The organism is Qingshengfaniella alkalisoli, from assembly GCF_007855645.1.
Taxonomy (GTDB): domain Bacteria; phylum Pseudomonadota; class Alphaproteobacteria; order Rhodobacterales; family Rhodobacteraceae; genus Qingshengfaniella; species Qingshengfaniella alkalisoli.
Genome location: NZ_CP042261.1, coordinates 361,627 through 377,697, shown reverse-complemented (window position 1 = coordinate 377,697; position 16,071 = coordinate 361,627). Strand labels below are relative to the sequence as shown.

Below are 16,071 nucleotides of genomic sequence, written 5' to 3'. Positions count from 1 at the left end.
GTTATTCGGACCCCGAAACGAACTTCATCAGAAGCGAGATCAGGCTGACCGCCCCTTGCGTATCTACGACCTCGGCCCCCGGTTCATAATTGAAGGGAGAGCCACCGGGCAGCACCTCGACGTAGTTGCCACCAAGTAGCCCTTCGGACGAGATAATAATCGCGCTGTCATCGGGCAGTACAACATCCTTGTTCAGGGACAGTTCGGCATCCGCCTTGAAGGTTTCCGGGTTCAGGTCCAAGCCCGTCACCGTTCCCACCTTGACCCCGGCCAGCCGAATATCCGTACCGACCGCAATGCCTTCGACCGACCGGAAACTGGCCGTCAGATTGTACTCGGACGAGGTCGACCGCACGGCCCCCACGCTAGAATTCGCGTAGGCAAGAAACCCGACCGCGACGCAGAGCACGACGGCTCCGACCAATATTTCTGCCTTGTTCTGTGCCATGCCTGCCTCTGGCCTACCCTCTTATTCGGGGCTCCATGCCTCGTAATCACTGCGATCAACCGGCTGCTCGCGCCGGATCGAACCTGCTGGCGCGTAGGCCAGCGCGGTACCCGTCAGGTTTTCCTGATGCGGCTTTTCCCACTTCCTGTGAACCAGTGGCTTGTCTGTCGGCGGCTCATCCCACGTGTGGTGCAACCAGCCGTGCCAATCAGGAGCAATGCGACTGGCCTCGATCTCGCCATTGTAGATCACCCAGCGCTTCGTGTCATCGCCGTTGCGGTAATAGATGTTCCCCTGATCGTCCTCGCCAACCCTGACACCCTTGCGCCAAGTGAAAATCTGCGTCCCGACGGTCTGGCTGTACCACCAGGCAACTGCGCGACCAAGCACGTTCATTCGTCATCTCCCGACATGTCTTGCTTTCATATGGCCGATTCACCGCCCGAGGTCCAGTCTCGTGACATCGCGTACAGATCGAATGACCGTGACCACGTAGGAGCATATGCCCGAAACGAACAAGGGGCGCATAACGCGCCCCTTGTTATCAAATTCGCGAGCAGTATTAGCTGGCGCTGACCGGCTCTTCCTTACGGTCGGAGTAGATCAACAGAGGCGTGGCATCCGATGTGACCGCCTCTTCATTAACAACCACCTCTTCAACGCTGTCCATCCCCGGCAAGTCGAACATCGTATCCAGAAGAATATCTTCCATGATCGACCGCAGCCCGCGCGCGCCGGTTTTACGCGCGATTGCGCGGCGCGCGATGGCACGAAGCGCATCTTCCGTGAAAGTCAGATCCGTGCTCTCCAGTTCGAACAGACGCTGATACTGCTTGACGAGCGCGTTCTTCGGCTCCGTCAAGATCGTGACCAGCGCATCTTCGTCGAGATCTTCCAGCGTCGCGATCACCGGCAAACGACCTACGAATTCAGGGATCAAACCGAACTTCAGTAGATCTTCCGGCTCCAATTCCTTGAATGTCTCGCCAACAGTTTTTTCCTGTTCGTCCTTCACATCCGCGCCAAAGCCGATCGCCGACCCTTTGCCACGTTGTGCAATGATCTTGTCGAGTCCTGCAAACGCGCCACCACAGATGAACAGGATGTTCGTCGTGTCCACCTGCAGGAATTCCTGCTGCGGATGCTTGCGCCCGCCCTGCGGAGGAACCGAGGCCACCGTGCCTTCCATGATCTTCAACAGCGCCTGCTGCACGCCCTCGCCCGATACGTCGCGGGTGATCGAGGGGTTGTCGGACTTGCGCGTGATCTTGTCGACCTCGTCGATATAGACGATGCCGCGCTGCGCGCGTTCGACGTTGTATTCAGAGGCCTGCAACAGCTTCAGGATGATATTCTCGACATCCTCGCCGACGTAACCCGCCTCGGTCAGCGTCGTCGCATCAGCCATCGTGAACGGCACATCAAGAATACGCGCCAGCGTCTGCGCCAACAGTGTCTTGCCGCAGCCCGTAGGTCCGATCAGCATGATGTTCGACTTCGACAGTTCGATATCTGCCGATTTCGACGCGTGGTTCAAACGCTTGTAGTGGTTGTGCACCGCAACCGACAGAACCCGCTTGGCGTGGGCCTGACCGATCACATAGTCGTCCAGAACTTCGCAAATCTCCTTGGGTGTCGGAACACCTTCGGATGATTTCAGTCCGGCCGATTTCGTTTCCTCCCGGATGATGTCCATACACAATTCGACGCATTCATCACAGATGAACACGGTCGGTCCTGCAATAAGCTTGCGGACCTCATGCTGACTCTTACCACAGAAGCTGCAGTAGAGTGTATTTTTGCCATCACCGCCAGAGTTATTCGCCATCATTCACCTCCAAGGCCGCGCGCCTCGAATTTATCCCATACAGGGTTGCACGCTACCCGTTCGTCTCTTCAGCTTAGGGCAGCGAAAATCTATCTACAACGCCAAAATCGCCAGCCACACACAGGTCGAACGTCGCGTTCTAGCCCTTGTCTCCGTCGCTCGCACCGCGCTTGGCCACGATCTCGTCGATGTGGCCCCACTCCTTCGCCTCTTCAGGCGACATGTAGCGGTCGCGTTCCAGTGCTTCTTCAACCACCTCGACAGGTTGACCGGAATGCTTGGAATAGATCTCGTTCAGCCGCCGCTTCAGTTTCAACGTCTGCTCGGCATGGATCATGATATCGGTCGCCTGCCCCTGGTAGCCGCCTGATGGCTGGTGCACCATGATCGAACTGTTCGGCAGCGAGAACCGCATACCCTTTTCACCCGCGATCAGCAGTAAGGATGCCGCCGAAGCCGCCTGACCGACCACCAGCGTCGACACAGCAGGCTTGATGTACTGCATCGTGTCGTAGATCGACAGGCCAGAGGTCACCACGCCGCCCGGCGAGTTGATATACATCGATATCTCTTTCGTCGGGTTCTCGGCCTCCAGATGCAGAAGCTGCGCCACGACCAGCGTCGACATCCCGTCATGGATCGGACCATTCACGAAGATGATACGCTCTTTCAGCAGGCGCGAGAAAATGTCGTAGGCCCGCTCGCCACGCGATGTCTGTTCGACAACCATGGGTACGAGGGTGTTCATGTAGAATTCGTTGGGATCTTGCATCTTGACCTGCCTGCTCAAATTGGTCCTAACCCGTATCAGCCAGAGTCTTAGTAGCGCATGAAGGGGGCTGCAAGGGGCGGGCCCAAACTTGCCGACCTCAGGTGTTCATCTTGCCCGCGTCGCACAGATGTAATCCAATGCGACCAATGCGACCAATGTGCCGAACCGACGCGAGCCTTATGCGTTGGCGTCAGATGAGGCAGCCCATCAAGGAGACAGGTTTGGAACGGATCACCATCAAGACAACGCCCATCGACGGTCAGAAACCAGGTACATCAGGTCTGCGCGCCAAAACCCGTACCTATATGGCACCGCACTATCTGGAAAACTTCGTCGCATCCATCTGGACCGCGATCGGGGGCGTCGAGGGCAAAACACTCGTTCTGGGGGGGGATGGGCGCTACTTCAATGACCGTGCAGCACAAGTCATCCTTCGCATGGCAGCGGCATCCGGTGCAGCCAAGGTGATCGTTGGCCAGAACGCGATCCTGTCAACCCCAGCGGCCTCCAACCTGATCCGTCAGCGTAAGGCCGATGGCGGAATTATCCTGTCGGCCAGCCATAACCCTGGCGGAATTGATGACGATTTCGGCGTGAAGTTCAACGCGGCCAATGGCGGGCCTGCGCCCGAGAAGATCACCGACGCAATCTTCGCCGCCACGAAGGAAATCGAATCCTACCACATCATCGAGACTCAGGACATCGACCTGTCGTCGACCGGCATGACAGAACTGGCAGGCATGCAGATCGAGATCGTTGATCCTGTAGCCGACTATGTCGCCATGATGGAGGAGATATTCGACTTCAAATCGCTGCATGACCTGTTCAAGACAGGTTTCACCATGCGTTTCGATGCAATGCACGCGGTCACCGGCCCGTATGCAAAGGCGATTTTCGAAGACAGGCTGGGGGCGCAGACGGGCAGCGTGATAAACGCAACACCACTGCCGGATTTCGGCAAAGGCCACCCGGACCCGAATCCGATCTGGGCCAAACCGCTGGTCGATCTGGTCATGTCCAGCGATGCGCCGGATTTCGCAGCGGCCTCGGATGGCGACGGTGATCGCAATATGATTCTCGGGCGTGGAATATACGTGACGCCCTCGGACAGCCTTGCGGTGATCGCCGCCAACGCGCATCTGGCGCCCGCCTATGCTGAAGGGCTGAGCGGGGTTGCACGTTCCATGCCAACCTCGAGCGCCCTGGACAGGGTGGCCGAGGCGCTCGGGATCGATTGTTACGAGACACCTACCGGTTGGAAGTTCTTCGGTAACCTCCTGGATGCAGGACGCGCAACACTTTGCGGCGAGGAAAGCGCTGGCACCGGCTCCGACCACGTGCGCGAAAAGGACGGCGTCTGGGCAGTGCTGATGTGGCTGACGATTCTAGCCAAGACCCGCAAATCCGTCGCCGACATTCTTGCGGACCACTGGAAGACCTATGGTCGTAACTACTATTCCCGTCACGACTACGAAGGCGTTGACAAGGATGACGCGATCGATCTGATGGACGGGTTGCGTAGGCAGTTGCCAAATCTTGCAGGTCACAGCTTCTATGGCCACACCGTCGCCAAGGCAGACGAGTTTTCCTACCTTGATCCGGTTGATGGGTCAGAAGCCGAGGGCCAAGGCATTCGTGTTATGTTCGACGACGGTGCCCGAATCGTTTTCCGCCTGTCCGGTACCGGCACAGTCGGCGCGACACTGCGAGTCTATCTGGAGAGCTACACCCACCGTGAAGATCAACTGGCGTGGGAGCCGGGCCGTGCGCTGTCGAACATCGTAGCTGCAGCAGACGACATTGCCGGAATTAAGCAACGCACCGGCAGAAACGGGCCGGATGTGACAACCTGAGCTCAGAATTGGCGGCGGTTGCCCAGGACGCCGCCGTTTTTACTTTGACAAGAAAATTAAAACGTCGGATGTAGGACAACGACGAAGCGGAGGAGACATGTTTCTAGGATTGGATTTGGGCACCTCGGGCCTGCGCGCACTGCTGGCCACGGTCGACGGCGATATCCTTGCATCAGCCGAGCAAGCCTACCCTGTCAACCATCCCCATTCGGGGTGGAGCGAACAGGATCCGAACGACTGGGTGCGTGCCCTGGGCGCTGCGGCGGCAGAGCTGAAGGCAAACCACCCGACGGAGTTCGCCGCGCTGAAGGGCATCGCAATTTCGGGCCACATGCACGGGGCCACATTGCTGGATGAAAATGGACAGGTGCTTCGGCCCTGCATCCTGTGGAACGATACGCGCAGCCATGTCGAGGCTGCTCAGTTGGACCAAACCCCCGGCGTGCGCGACCTGTCCGGCAATATCGTCTTTCCGGGCTTCACCGCTCCGAAGCTCGCATGGGTCCGAAAACACGAACCGGATACATTCGCCAGAGTCGCGAAAGTCCTGCTACCCAAAGATTACCTCGGCCACTGGCTAACAGGGAAATATATCTCCGACATGTCCGACAGCGCAGGCACATCCTGGCTGGATGTCGGCGCGCGCGACTGGTCGGAAGAATTGCTGTCGGCATCAGGCATGCGCCGCGACCAGATGCCGGATCTCGTCGAGGGATCCGACGTCGCGGGAAGGATTCGTCCGGACCTGGCCCGCGAATGGGGCGTGTCGGAAGATGTGGTGATCGCGGGCGGCGGCGGCGACAACGCTGTGGCGGCTTGCGGTGTGGGAACGCTGCGTGAAGGCGATGGGTTTGTGTCACTTGGCACCTCAGGCGTTCTGCTGGCCGCCAAGGACAGTTTCGCGCCCAAGCCGGGCTCTGCAGTTCACACCTTCTGCCATGCTATTCCCGGCACTTGGTACCAGATGGGCGTTATTCTTGCCGCGACCGATAGTTTGAACTGGTTGTCCCGCAATCTTGACCACAGCGCCGCCGATCTGTCCGCAATGGTGGGCAACACGATCTCCGGCCCCGGAAGCGTGCGGTTCCTGCCCTATCTTTCGGGCGAACGGACCCCGCATAATGACAGCGCCATCCGGGGGGCACTGATCGGGCTGGACATCGGAACCGGCCAGAAAGAGCTGACCCAAGCGGTCATGGAGGGCGTAGGATTTGCGCTGCGCGATAGCCTTGAGGCGCTGAAATCCACCGGCACCGAATTAAACCGCCTACTGGCAATCGGCGGTGGGTCCCAATCCCGCTATTGGGTGGAGATGCTGGCCACGTTGCTGAACCTGCCGGTCGATCTGCCCGAGAAAGGCGAATTCGGCGCTGCCCTCGGCGCGGTCCGGCTGGCCATTTGCGCGGCCACCGGTGCCGCCCCTGAAACCGTGATGACCGCGCCCAAGGTGGCGGGCACCATCGAGCCGCGCGGGGATCTGACAGCGGCCTATGACGAGGCCTATCAGAAGTTCCGCGCAACCTACCCTGCAATAAAGGCGATCCAATGAGCACAGGATTTTTCGACGGCATCGACGCCATCACATACGAAGGCCCCGACAGCACGAACCCGATGGCCTTCCATCACTATAACCCGGACGAAGTCGTAGCGGGCAAGCGGCTGGAGGACCATCTGCGCTTCGCGGTCGCCTACTGGCACAGCTTCGCGTGGGAAGGTGGCGACCCATTTGGCGGCCGCACATTCGACCGCCCATGGTATCCGCAGGACAATATGGATCTTGCCAAGCTGAAAGCCGATGTGGCGTTCGAGATGTTCGAGATCCTCGGCAATCCGTTCTACTGCTGGCATGACGCGGATATCCGACCCGAAGGTGACAACTTCGCCGAGAGCCTGAAGAACTTCGAAGCAATCATCGACTACTTTGCCCAGAAGATGGAAAGCAGCAAGGTGAAGCTGCTTTGGGGCACGGCGAACATGTTCTCCAACCGCCGCTGGATGTCCGGTGCCTCCACAAACCCCGACCCCGATGTGTTCGCCTATTCCGCTGCGACCGTGAAGGCCTGCATGGACGCGACCCAGAAGCTGGGCGGTGCAAACTATGTGCTGTGGGGTGGTCGCGAAGGCTACGAGACGCTTCTGAACACCGACATGAAACAGGAGCTGGACCATATGGGCCGTTTCCTGAACATGGTGGTGGACTACAAGCACAAGATCGGCTTCGAGGGTCAGATCCTTGTCGAACCCAAGCCGCAAGAACCGTCCAAGCACCAGTATGACTACGACGCTGCGACCTGCTACGGCTTCTTGCAGAAATACGGGCTGGAAAACGAGGTAAAGCTGAACCTCGAACAGGGCCACGCCATTCTGGCCGGTCACAGCTTCGAGCATGAACTCGCCACCGCCGCCGCGCTGGGTGTGCTGGGGTCCATCGACATGAACCGCAACGATTATCAGTCAGGCTGGGACACCGACCAATTCCCGAACAACGTGCCGGAAGTTGCGCTGGCTTATTACCACGTCCTAAAGGCGGGCGGCTTCACGCAAGGCGGCACCAACTTCGACGCCAAGCTGCGCCGCCAGTCGCTCGACGCAGAAGACCTGATCGCCAGCCACATCGGCGGGATGGACATCTGCGCTCGCGGCCTGAAAGCTGCTGCCGCGATGCTGGAAGACGGCGGATTGGAAGACGCGCTGAAGGATCGCTACGCTGGCTGGGAGAAACCCGAAGCGAAAGCAATGCTGGACAGTTCGCTTGACGCCATCTTCGACCGGGTTGTATCCGAGAACATCAACCCGCAGCCGCAATCGGGACGCCAGGAAGTTCTGGAAAATTACGTCAATCGGTTCGTCTGATTACGACGCACCCGCTCGATGCGGGTAAGATAAGCCAGCCCGGGCGGTACGCCGCCCGGATTGCAAGCAAGGGGGAGACATGGGACGCATCGCGATCCTGATTGCATTGCTCGGAGGGACGGCGGTTTCTGCGTCGGACCTCGCACTGCCTGAAGCGGATGCTGTATTCCCCGAATTCTCCGACGCGGAAATCAAGCTCGGCCAACTCCTGTTTTACGACCCGATTTTGAGCGGCAGCAAAGAGGTATCTTGCGCGTCATGCCATCACCCTTCGCTCGGCACGTCGGACGGATTGTCGCTTGGGCTGGGTGACGGCGCGCATGGGCTTGGTCCGGAACGGCGCGCCGACCCGGACAACCTTCCGGAGCAACGCGTGCCCCGAAATGCGACAGCGCTGTTCAACATAGGCGCACCAGAATTCACCGTGATGTTCCATGACGGACGGCTGGAGGCGGATGCGTCGCGTCCGTCCGGCTTACGAACCCCACTGGAAGACGAAATGGTCATGGGTTTCGATTCCGTCCTGTCAGCCCAGACGATGTTTCCCGTACTGTCACCCGATGAGATGGCCGGCCATTACACCGAAAACGACGTGGCAAGAGCGGTTCGCCAAGGCTTTCTGACCCATGAAGGCGGCGCCTGGGACATCATCGCAAGCCGTGTCGACGATGTTCCCGAGTACCGCGAACGCTTTGATCAGGTGATAGGCACGGATGCTCCGATCCGCTTTACCGACATCTCCAATGCGCTCGCTGCCTTCATTACGTTCGAGTGGCGCGCGGATGACAGCCCATTTGATCAGTTCCTGCGCGGTGGTGATCCGCTGCCCGCCGAAGCGGTCGAAGGAATGGCGCTCTTTTACGGCGAGGCCGGATGCAGCGGCTGCCATTCGGGGCAGTTCCAGACTGACCATCGGTTTCATGCCATCGCCATGCCGCAATTCGGCCCGGGAAAGGCAGAGAGGTTCGAAACCCACGCCAAGGATATCGGGCGGATGCGGGTGACCGGAGATCCGTCAGACGCCTACAAATTCCGCACACCACCGCTGCGCAACATTACGATGACCGCACCCTACGGCCATGACGGGGCATATGCGACGCTCGAAGCCGTGGTCCGACATCACCTGGACCCTGTTTCTGCCTTACAGCAGTATGACATCACGCAGGCCGCTCTGCCCCGTCTGCCCAACGCGAATGACGAACGTGTTCTCAGTGACCCTGACGAGATGGCCGCAATCGAAGCAGCAAACGAGTTGAAGCGGGTGAAGCTCCCGAACGATAAGCTGGATCAGATCATCGCGTTTCTGGAAACCCTGACTGACCCTGTCGCGGAAGACGGCCGCCTAGGTGTGCCAGAATCCGTCCCCAGCGGATTGCCCGTTGATCAATAGTCGCTGACCACAATCGCGTCACCGTCGCGTCCAACCAGCACCGCACGATCGACCCCGGATTGTTCCCAGTCACTTGCCGCGCCATCAGGCCAGATCACGCGCAGCCGGACGGTATCGACATCACCCAAACCGAAATGTTCCGGCACCAGCGTTCCACTGGCATGACCGCCGCCTACAGTGATTTCTCTCGCGATCACCGCATCGCCAGTATCCAGTTCGATCCATGCCCCAACCGCGTTCCTATTGTGGCCCGACTGTTCAAGTCCGACGGCGAGCCAGTGCCCCTCCGGTTGCGATATGTTCTGGTAAATTTCCAGTGGCGCACGGCGGTTGACCACGACAAGATCCAGCAAGCCATCCATGTTCATATCCACCAGAGCACCACCCCTGCTCCGTTCCATCGTGGCGACACCTGCGCTATCGCCGGCCTCGACGAAACGTCCATCCGCTTGCTGGATCAACAGGTTGTTTGGATCCTTCATCGCGCTCGAAGGCATCTGCTCGACATTGCCTTTCGCCACGAAAATATCGTCACGCCCGTCATTGGTCACGTCGCCGAACGCGACATGCCAGCCGGTCGAAGGCCGTCCGTCATCGCCCAAATATGGCCGGTGCGCCGTGGTACCCCGCTCATAGGTTGCGTCCTTGTAGGACGGCCCTGCCGCGCTCACCTCCAACGACTGGAGTTTCTGATCTCCCATCGACGTCAGGTAGATTTCCGGCAATCCGTCGCCGCTCAGATCCCGGCTGGCTATGCCCATGCCCCATAGCTTGAATTCACGCCAACCGTCTTCCTTGGTGTAAAGCCTTGGCTGGCTTTCCATCGCCCACATCTGTTCCTGCCCCTCGCGCACGTAGTAGTGGCGATCATTGGACACACGCAGATCGGCACGACCGCGACGCCCCCAATCGCTGAACAAAACCGACAAGGTACAGTAGCCGGGAGTCAGAGGTTGCCCATCTGCATAGAGCCCATCCGCTGGACGATAGAGCATGTTATCGTCACACACTTCAAAGGGCCCATTGGGATCACGGCGATCCACGTAGTTTCCGAATGCGAGGGTAGGTAGCTCCTGCCCTTGTTCCCATGTCGCCGAGAACGCCGTCGTCCAGCGATCACCGCTTTGGAATCCCAGATTGGTGAACTCCGAGAAGCTGCAATCCGGTCCACCTTTCAACAGTTTGTTCGCGCCGACGCGCAGAACAGCGAGGTCCAAGAGCCCGTCGCCATCAATATCCAACGGGTACGCGCCGGTGACACCCCCCAATTCCTGATCCGGTAACGGATGCGCTGTAAAGGCCAACTCCGCTCCGATCTCGCCGGTGGAGTTGATGAACATCCTCGCAGGCTCCGCGCCCCCAGCAACAAAAAGATCGGGCATGCGATCATTGTTGCAGTCGAACACAGCGACGCCGCCACCAATGAAATGCTCCCACCCTCCTGCATAGGTGTGGGATATGCCTTGGGATCTTCGTTCGAAGACCGGATCTGCCGTGGCACCGGTCGCAAGCGATGCTACCGCGAAGACGAGAAATTCAGGCCGCATTGCCATCCATGCCTTCCATCGCAAGCTCCGCCACACCGTCAATCGCGAAGGCAGCCGCCCCCTTGGCCCACATCATATCGCCCCATTTGTGGATAACGACCTCGGGCGGGCGCATGTCCGAATGCACGGTCTGTTCGGCGATGCTGTCCATGACTTCTTCAGCATACAGGAAGTCGAATTGCATCCGCTCGCCCGACATGATGATCAGTTCGGGGTCGAACATATTGACCAGGTTGGCCAAGCCAAGTGCGAACATCCGCCCCGCACGTTCGATGATGGTGCGGGCTGTGGCATCTCCGTTGCGCGCCGCGTCGATCAACTTGTGTATACGTTGCGCGTTCTGCTCGGTCTCGACAAACCGTGTGCTGACCGATGCCTCGCGCAAAAGCGCATAATCGGCGACATAGGCCTCAAGGCATCCGCGCTGGCCGCATCGACATAGCGCTCCGTCCAACTGCACCTTAACATGGCCGAACTCACCCCCATAACCGCGTGCACCACGATAAAGCTGTCCGCCGATCACGATCCCGGCGCCCACGCCGCTTTCGATGGTGACCACGATGAAGTCATCGATGTTGCGCCCTTGCCCGAAATACAGCTCCGCCATGGCGACAAGATTGACATCGTTGTCCAGAAACACGGGAATGTTCAGGCTTTCCTGCAAGATATCCCGCAACGGAACGTTGCGATCCGTCAGGCTGGGTGACCAATGTGCAATCCCGTTGTCGGCGTCCATAAACCCGGCCAGTCCGATGCCTACGCCAGAAATGTCACTGGCTCGTAACCCTGCAATACCCGCGGCCTCGGAAAGTGCGCGTTGGACCTGAGAGACGATTTCAGCTGTTCCATAGGCCCGGCGATCAATCTGAACGAGATGCTCCGCAAGCAGGCGCCCCTCGAAATCCAGCACGACGACGGAAAGCGAGCTGTCCGCGACCTTGATCCCCGCCACGCGATGCGAATCGCCGCGTAGTTTCAAGTCCACCCTCGGACGCCCACGGCGCACATCGCGACCGTCCATCACGCGCTCGGTTTCTTCGATCAGCCCTTCACGGATCAGTTCGGCCGTAATCGCCGTAACCGTCGCCTGACTGATCCCCGTGTTCCGCGCAAGGTCAACGCGGGCGATCTTGCCGGATTTACGAATTTGCGACAGTAGTAAACGTCGGCCTTGGCCTCTGGGATCTCGGATCATGCAGCCCTCCCCTGCCACATCAATGCGATGCGTCTACAATAATTCCTCAGACAAATCAATTTATCCAGGAAATAGGTTGACCCCATCTAGCACCACTTCTGCGGCGGGAAAAAGAGGCGCTGCCTGAAGGTTAGCGCCTTATTTAATTGCTTTTCCAAATTTAAAGCTGTTAAAACGCCGCAGCGCGCCAGAATCTGCTAGGCTCGCATCGTGTTTAGTTCCAACGGGAGGATCACTGGAATGAAACTCACCACAACAGTAGCGATTGCCGCGCTAAGTGTTTCGGCCTCTGCCGCATTTGCGCAGGACCTGACAGTTGGCGTCAGCTGGTCGAACTTTCAAGAAGAGCGCTGGAAAACCGACGAAGCAGCCATCAAGGGCGCGCTGGATGAAGCCGGTGCCGCCTATGTATCGACCGACGCGCAAAGTTCTTCCAGCAAACAGCTTTCCGATGTCGAAAGCATGATCGCCCAAGGCGTTGACGCGCTTATCATCCTGGCACAGGATTCCGATGCTATTCGTCCCGCCGTTCAGGCCGCCGCGGATGAAGGAATCCCGGTCGTCGGCTATGATCGCCTGATCGAAGATCCGCGTGCCTTCTACCTGACCTTCGACAACGTCGAGGTTGGCCGCATGCAGGCCCGCGCCGTTCTGGAACAGGCGCCGGAAGGCAACTACGTCATGATCAAGGGCTCGCCCACGGACCCAAACGCCGACTTCCTTCGTGGCGGTCAGCAGGAAGTTCTGCAGGAAGCCATTGATTCCGGCGCTATCACAATCGTCGGCGAAGCTTACACCGATGGCTGGCTACCTGCGAACGCGCAGCGCAACATGGAACAGATCCTGACCGCTAACGACAACAATGTCGATGCGGTGGTTGCATCTAATGACGGCACCGCGGGTGGCGCTGTTGCCGCGCTGACTGCACAAGGCATGCAGGGTATCCCGGTATCTGGTCAGGACGGTGACCATGCCGCGCTGAACCGTATCGCACAGGGCACTCAAACCGTGTCCGTCTGGAAAGACGCACGCGAACTGGGCAAGGCCGCTGGTGAAATCGCCGTCGCGATGGCCAATGGTACCGCGATGGGCGATGTGGACGGCGCGGCCGAGTGGACCTCGCCCGCCGGGACGACACTGACCGCAAAGTTTCTTGAGCCGGTCCCTGTCACCGCCGACAACCTGACCGCCGTCGTTGACGCAGGTTGGATCGAACAGGATGCACTTTGCCAAGGCGTCGAAAACGGCCCTGCACCCTGCAACTAAATGTAACTGAAACAAACAACTGCTCCGATACCGGTCGGGGCAGTTGCCTTATCTGGGCAAGGACTTCGGAATGACCGACACCAGCTCCGCGCCGCATTCCCAAAAGAAGAAAAATCTTGTGGACGTGTTGGAACTCGACACGCGACTTCTGGGGATGATCGGTGCTTTCATCATACTATGCATCGGATTCAACCTGTTCACCGATGGTCGCTTTCTGAGCGCACGCAACATTTTCAACCTGACGATCCAGACCGTATCCGTCGCGATCATGGCGACCGGGATGGTCTTCGTCATCGTCACGCGGCACATCGATCTGAGCGTCGGTTCGCTTCTGGCCACCTGCTCGGCGGTCATGGCGGTCATGCAAACCGACATCCTGCCCAACATGCTCGGTCTTGGCCTGAACAATCCCATCACGGCCCCGGTGACAATCGTTGTTGGTGTGTTGGTCGGTGTCGCAATCGGCGCGTTCAATGGCTGGCTGATCGGCTATCTGACGGTTCCTGCCTTCATCGTGACGCTCGGAGGTTTGCTGGTCTGGCGAAACGTAGCTTGGTACCTGACGAGCGGTCAGACAATTGGCCCACTTGATCAGAACTTCATGAAATTCGGTGGCATCAACGGTACACTGGGTGAAACATGGTCCTGGGTCGTAGGCGTAGTGCTAGCACTTGCGGCCATCGCAGCCCTGTTCAGTTCACGCCGGAACAAGAAGGCGCACGACTTCCCCGTCAAGCCACTTTGGGCTGAAGGGCTGCTCGCCGCGATCATGTCGGTTGCGATTCTTGGCTTCGTATGGATTTTGAATTCCTATGACATTCCCTCCCGACGTCTGGAGCGCCTCTTCGAGGCGCGCGGTGAGGTCATGCCCGAAGGCTTCACGACCGGCTACGGCATTCCGATTTCGGTACTGCTGCTGATCGCGATTGCCATTGTCATGACGTTGGTTGCCAAACGCACGCGGCTGGGACGCTACATCTTCGCCACGGGTGGCAATCCCGATGCTGCGGAACTGTCCGGCATCAACACCCGGCTTCTGACCGTCAAGATCTTCGCGATCATGGGTGCGCTCTGCGCGATCTCTGCGGTCGTCGCCTCGGCACGTCTGGCAAACCACTCCAACGACATCGGCACGCTGGATGAGCTTCGCGTCATCGCCGCGGCCGTCATTGGCGGCACGGCGCTGGCGGGTGGGATCGGCACGATCCACGGGGCAATCCTCGGCGCACTGATAATGCAGTCATTGCAGTCAGGCATGGCTATGGTCGGTGTTGATGCACCGTTCCAGAACATCGTTGTGGGCGCCGTGCTCGTTCTCGCCGTGTTGGTCGACATCATCTATCGCAAGCGGACGGGAGCAAGAACATGACCACGCCACTTGTCGAAATGCGCGACATTTGCATCTCGTTCGGCGGGGTGCACGCCGTTGATCATGTCAGCGTCGACCTGAAACCGGGTGAAGTCGTGGGTCTTCTGGGCCACAACGGAGCTGGCAAATCCACGCTTATCAAGATCCTGTCAGGTGCCTACAAAGCCGATAGCGGTGAGATCTATATCGATGGCGAAAAGGCCACGATCAACAACCCGCGCGACGCACGCGCCTACAACATCGAGACGATTTACCAGACGCTTGCGCTGGCCGATAACCTCGATGCGGCCTCGAACCTGTTTCTGGGGCGCGAGTTGGTAACACCGTTGGGATTCGTCGATGACGACGCGATGGAAGCCGAGACACGCAAGATCATGGCGCGCCTCAACCCGAACTTCCGGAAATTTGCGGAACCGGTTTCGGCCTTGTCCGGCGGTCAGCGTCAGTCTGTCGCGATTGCACGTGCAGTTTACTTCAACGCCCGCATCCTGATCATGGACGAACCGACCGCGGCGCTGGGTCCACACGAGACGCAGATGGTGTCGGAACTGATCAAGCAGCTCAAGGCTGAAGGGATCGGCATTTTCCTGATCAGCCACGACGTTCACGACGTCATGGAACTGTGCGATAGGGCGAGCGTCATGAAGAACGGCAAGCTTGTCGGAACGGTGGATGTTAAGGATGTCACCGATGATGATCTGCTCAGCATGATCATTCTCGGCAAACACCCGCACGAGAACGCCGAATAAGTCTTGCAAATCGCAGAGATTGACAGGGCGGCTCGGTGACGGGCTGCCCTGTCTTCGTTAGAGCGAACTCCAGATCAGGCGCGCCGCAAGAAGCGCGAGAACAACGAGGATCAGCCTGTCGAACACTTTTGGTGAAATGCGCCGAGCGATCCTTTCCCCGACCGGCATGAACAGAAGCAGCGGTATAACTGCGAAACAACTGAGCCAGAAGCGATGCCAGTCGAGCAATCCGAACCAGATTAGTGATGGCACCTGCAATGACGCCATGGCCATGAAGATGACAGAAACGCTTGCCACGAACGTCGCACGATCCAGTCGCATCGCATTCAGATAGGTCACCGACACGGGGGCAGATATCCCCGACGCGCCTTGTAGCACACCGGCACTGACACCAGCGGGAACACTGAATTTCAGCGCTGTCTCGAACGGCAGTTTCAGATCGGGACGGGAAAGGCGCAGCGCAATGTAGGCCACGACCGCCGTACCAAGTCCAAGTGACAAGGCCCGTTCCGGCAAGTAGGCCAGCAACGCCGTTCCCAAAAGGGCACCTGCCGCACCCCCAATCGCGTAACGGCGCGAGAAACCTCCGGGCAGAAGATGTCGACGGTACTGCCAAAGCTGCACCACATTCGTCACGATACTTGGGATCACCATGATGACGACCGCCAGCCTGACGTCGAACTGGCTGGCCATGATCGGGATAGCCATCAGCGGAGCTCCCATTCCCGTGGCCCCTTTGAGCGTACCGCCCATGGCCAACGCGAATACGACGACCGCTACCGCAGAATAGTCCAATACCGG

Annotated in this window: 14 protein-coding genes; 7 read left to right on the top strand and 7 right to left on the bottom strand. The window is 58.8% G+C overall.

Annotated elements, in window-relative coordinates; translation table 11 throughout:
• Position 1 precedes the first annotated feature (1 nt).
• The 4 genes from mlaD to FPZ52_RS01970 all read right to left on the bottom strand — a co-directional run bounded on the left by mlaD (position 2) and on the right by FPZ52_RS01970 (position 3,048).
• Positions 2–448, bottom strand: coding sequence for an outer membrane lipid asymmetry maintenance protein MlaD (gene mlaD, locus FPZ52_RS01985; protein ID WP_146363193.1), 447 nt, complete (start codon positions 446–448; stop codon positions 2–4).
• A 21-nt stretch (positions 449–469) separates the two neighbouring features.
• Complete coding sequence (locus FPZ52_RS01980) at positions 470–844, bottom strand: NADH:ubiquinone oxidoreductase subunit NDUFA12 (RefSeq protein ID WP_146363191.1); 375 nt, start codon at positions 842–844, stop codon at positions 470–472.
• Between the two features lie 166 nt (positions 845–1,010).
• Positions 1,011–2,276, bottom strand: a complete 1,266-nt coding sequence (gene clpX, locus FPZ52_RS01975) for an ATP-dependent Clp protease ATP-binding subunit ClpX (protein WP_146365626.1) — start codon at positions 2,274–2,276, stop codon at positions 1,011–1,013.
• 139 nt (positions 2,277–2,415) lie between these two features.
• A complete protein-coding gene (locus tag FPZ52_RS01970; RefSeq protein WP_146363189.1) occupies positions 2,416–3,048 on the bottom strand; it encodes an ATP-dependent Clp protease proteolytic subunit in 633 nt (210 codons plus the stop codon).
• Between the two features lie 221 nt (positions 3,049–3,269).
• On the opposite strand from FPZ52_RS01970, the gene FPZ52_RS01965 reads away from it, so the two are divergent.
• The 4 genes from FPZ52_RS01965 (at position 3,270) to FPZ52_RS01950 (ending at position 9,144) form a co-directional block, all read left to right on the top strand.
• Positions 3,270–4,901 carry an alpha-D-glucose phosphate-specific phosphoglucomutase gene (locus FPZ52_RS01965; RefSeq protein WP_146363187.1) on the top strand — a complete coding sequence of 544 codons (1,632 nt, stop codon included), beginning with the start codon at positions 3,270–3,272 and terminating at the stop codon, positions 4,899–4,901.
• Between the two features lie 97 nt (positions 4,902–4,998).
• Complete coding sequence (gene xylB, locus FPZ52_RS01960) at positions 4,999–6,450, top strand: xylulokinase (protein ID WP_146363185.1); 1,452 nt, start codon at positions 4,999–5,001, stop codon at positions 6,448–6,450.
• Entirely contained in the window at positions 6,447–7,754 is a 1,308-nt protein-coding gene (gene xylA, locus FPZ52_RS01955) for a xylose isomerase (RefSeq protein ID WP_146363183.1), read from the top strand. The genes xylB and xylA overlap by 4 nt, the downstream gene beginning before the upstream one ends.
• Positions 7,755–7,833: 79 nt before the next feature.
• A complete protein-coding gene (locus tag FPZ52_RS01950) occupies positions 7,834–9,144 on the top strand; it encodes a cytochrome-c peroxidase (RefSeq protein WP_146363181.1) in 1,311 nt (436 codons plus the stop codon).
• On the opposite strand, the gene FPZ52_RS01945 is transcribed toward FPZ52_RS01950, so the two are convergent.
• Positions 9,138–10,691, bottom strand: a complete 1,554-nt coding sequence (locus FPZ52_RS01945; RefSeq protein ID WP_146365625.1) for a CRTAC1 family protein — start codon at positions 10,689–10,691, stop codon at positions 9,138–9,140. The genes FPZ52_RS01950 and FPZ52_RS01945 overlap by 7 nt on opposite strands.
• The gene (locus tag FPZ52_RS01940) at positions 10,681–11,886 is read right to left on the bottom strand and encodes an ROK family transcriptional regulator (RefSeq protein ID WP_146363179.1); all 1,206 of its coding nucleotides are present in this window, start codon (positions 11,884–11,886) and stop codon (positions 10,681–10,683) included. Before FPZ52_RS01940 ends, FPZ52_RS01945 begins: the two co-directional genes overlap by 11 nt.
• A gap of 240 nt (positions 11,887–12,126) precedes the next feature.
• On the opposite strand from FPZ52_RS01940, the gene xylF reads away from it, so the two are divergent.
• From xylF to FPZ52_RS01925, 3 genes are all read left to right on the top strand, one after another.
• On the top strand, positions 12,127–13,152 hold the full coding sequence (gene xylF / locus FPZ52_RS01935) for a D-xylose ABC transporter substrate-binding protein (RefSeq protein WP_146363177.1): 1,026 nt from the start codon (positions 12,127–12,129) through the stop codon (positions 13,150–13,152).
• Between the two features lie 70 nt (positions 13,153–13,222).
• Positions 13,223–14,521 (top strand): sugar ABC transporter permease, encoded by a 1,299-nt coding sequence (locus FPZ52_RS01930; RefSeq protein ID WP_146363176.1) that lies wholly within the window; start codon positions 13,223–13,225, stop codon positions 14,519–14,521.
• The gene (locus FPZ52_RS01925) at positions 14,518–15,270 is read left to right on the top strand and encodes an ATP-binding cassette domain-containing protein (RefSeq protein WP_146363174.1); all 753 of its coding nucleotides are present in this window, start codon (positions 14,518–14,520) and stop codon (positions 15,268–15,270) included. The genes FPZ52_RS01930 and FPZ52_RS01925 overlap by 4 nt, the downstream gene beginning before the upstream one ends.
• 57 nt (positions 15,271–15,327) lie before the next feature.
• Here FPZ52_RS01925 and FPZ52_RS01920 read toward each other — a convergent pair whose 3' ends face one another.
• The gene (locus FPZ52_RS01920; RefSeq protein WP_205758598.1) at positions 15,328–16,065 is read right to left on the bottom strand and encodes a sulfite exporter TauE/SafE family protein; all 738 of its coding nucleotides are present in this window, start codon (positions 16,063–16,065) and stop codon (positions 15,328–15,330) included.
• Between the last annotated feature and the right edge of the window lie 6 nt (positions 16,066–16,071).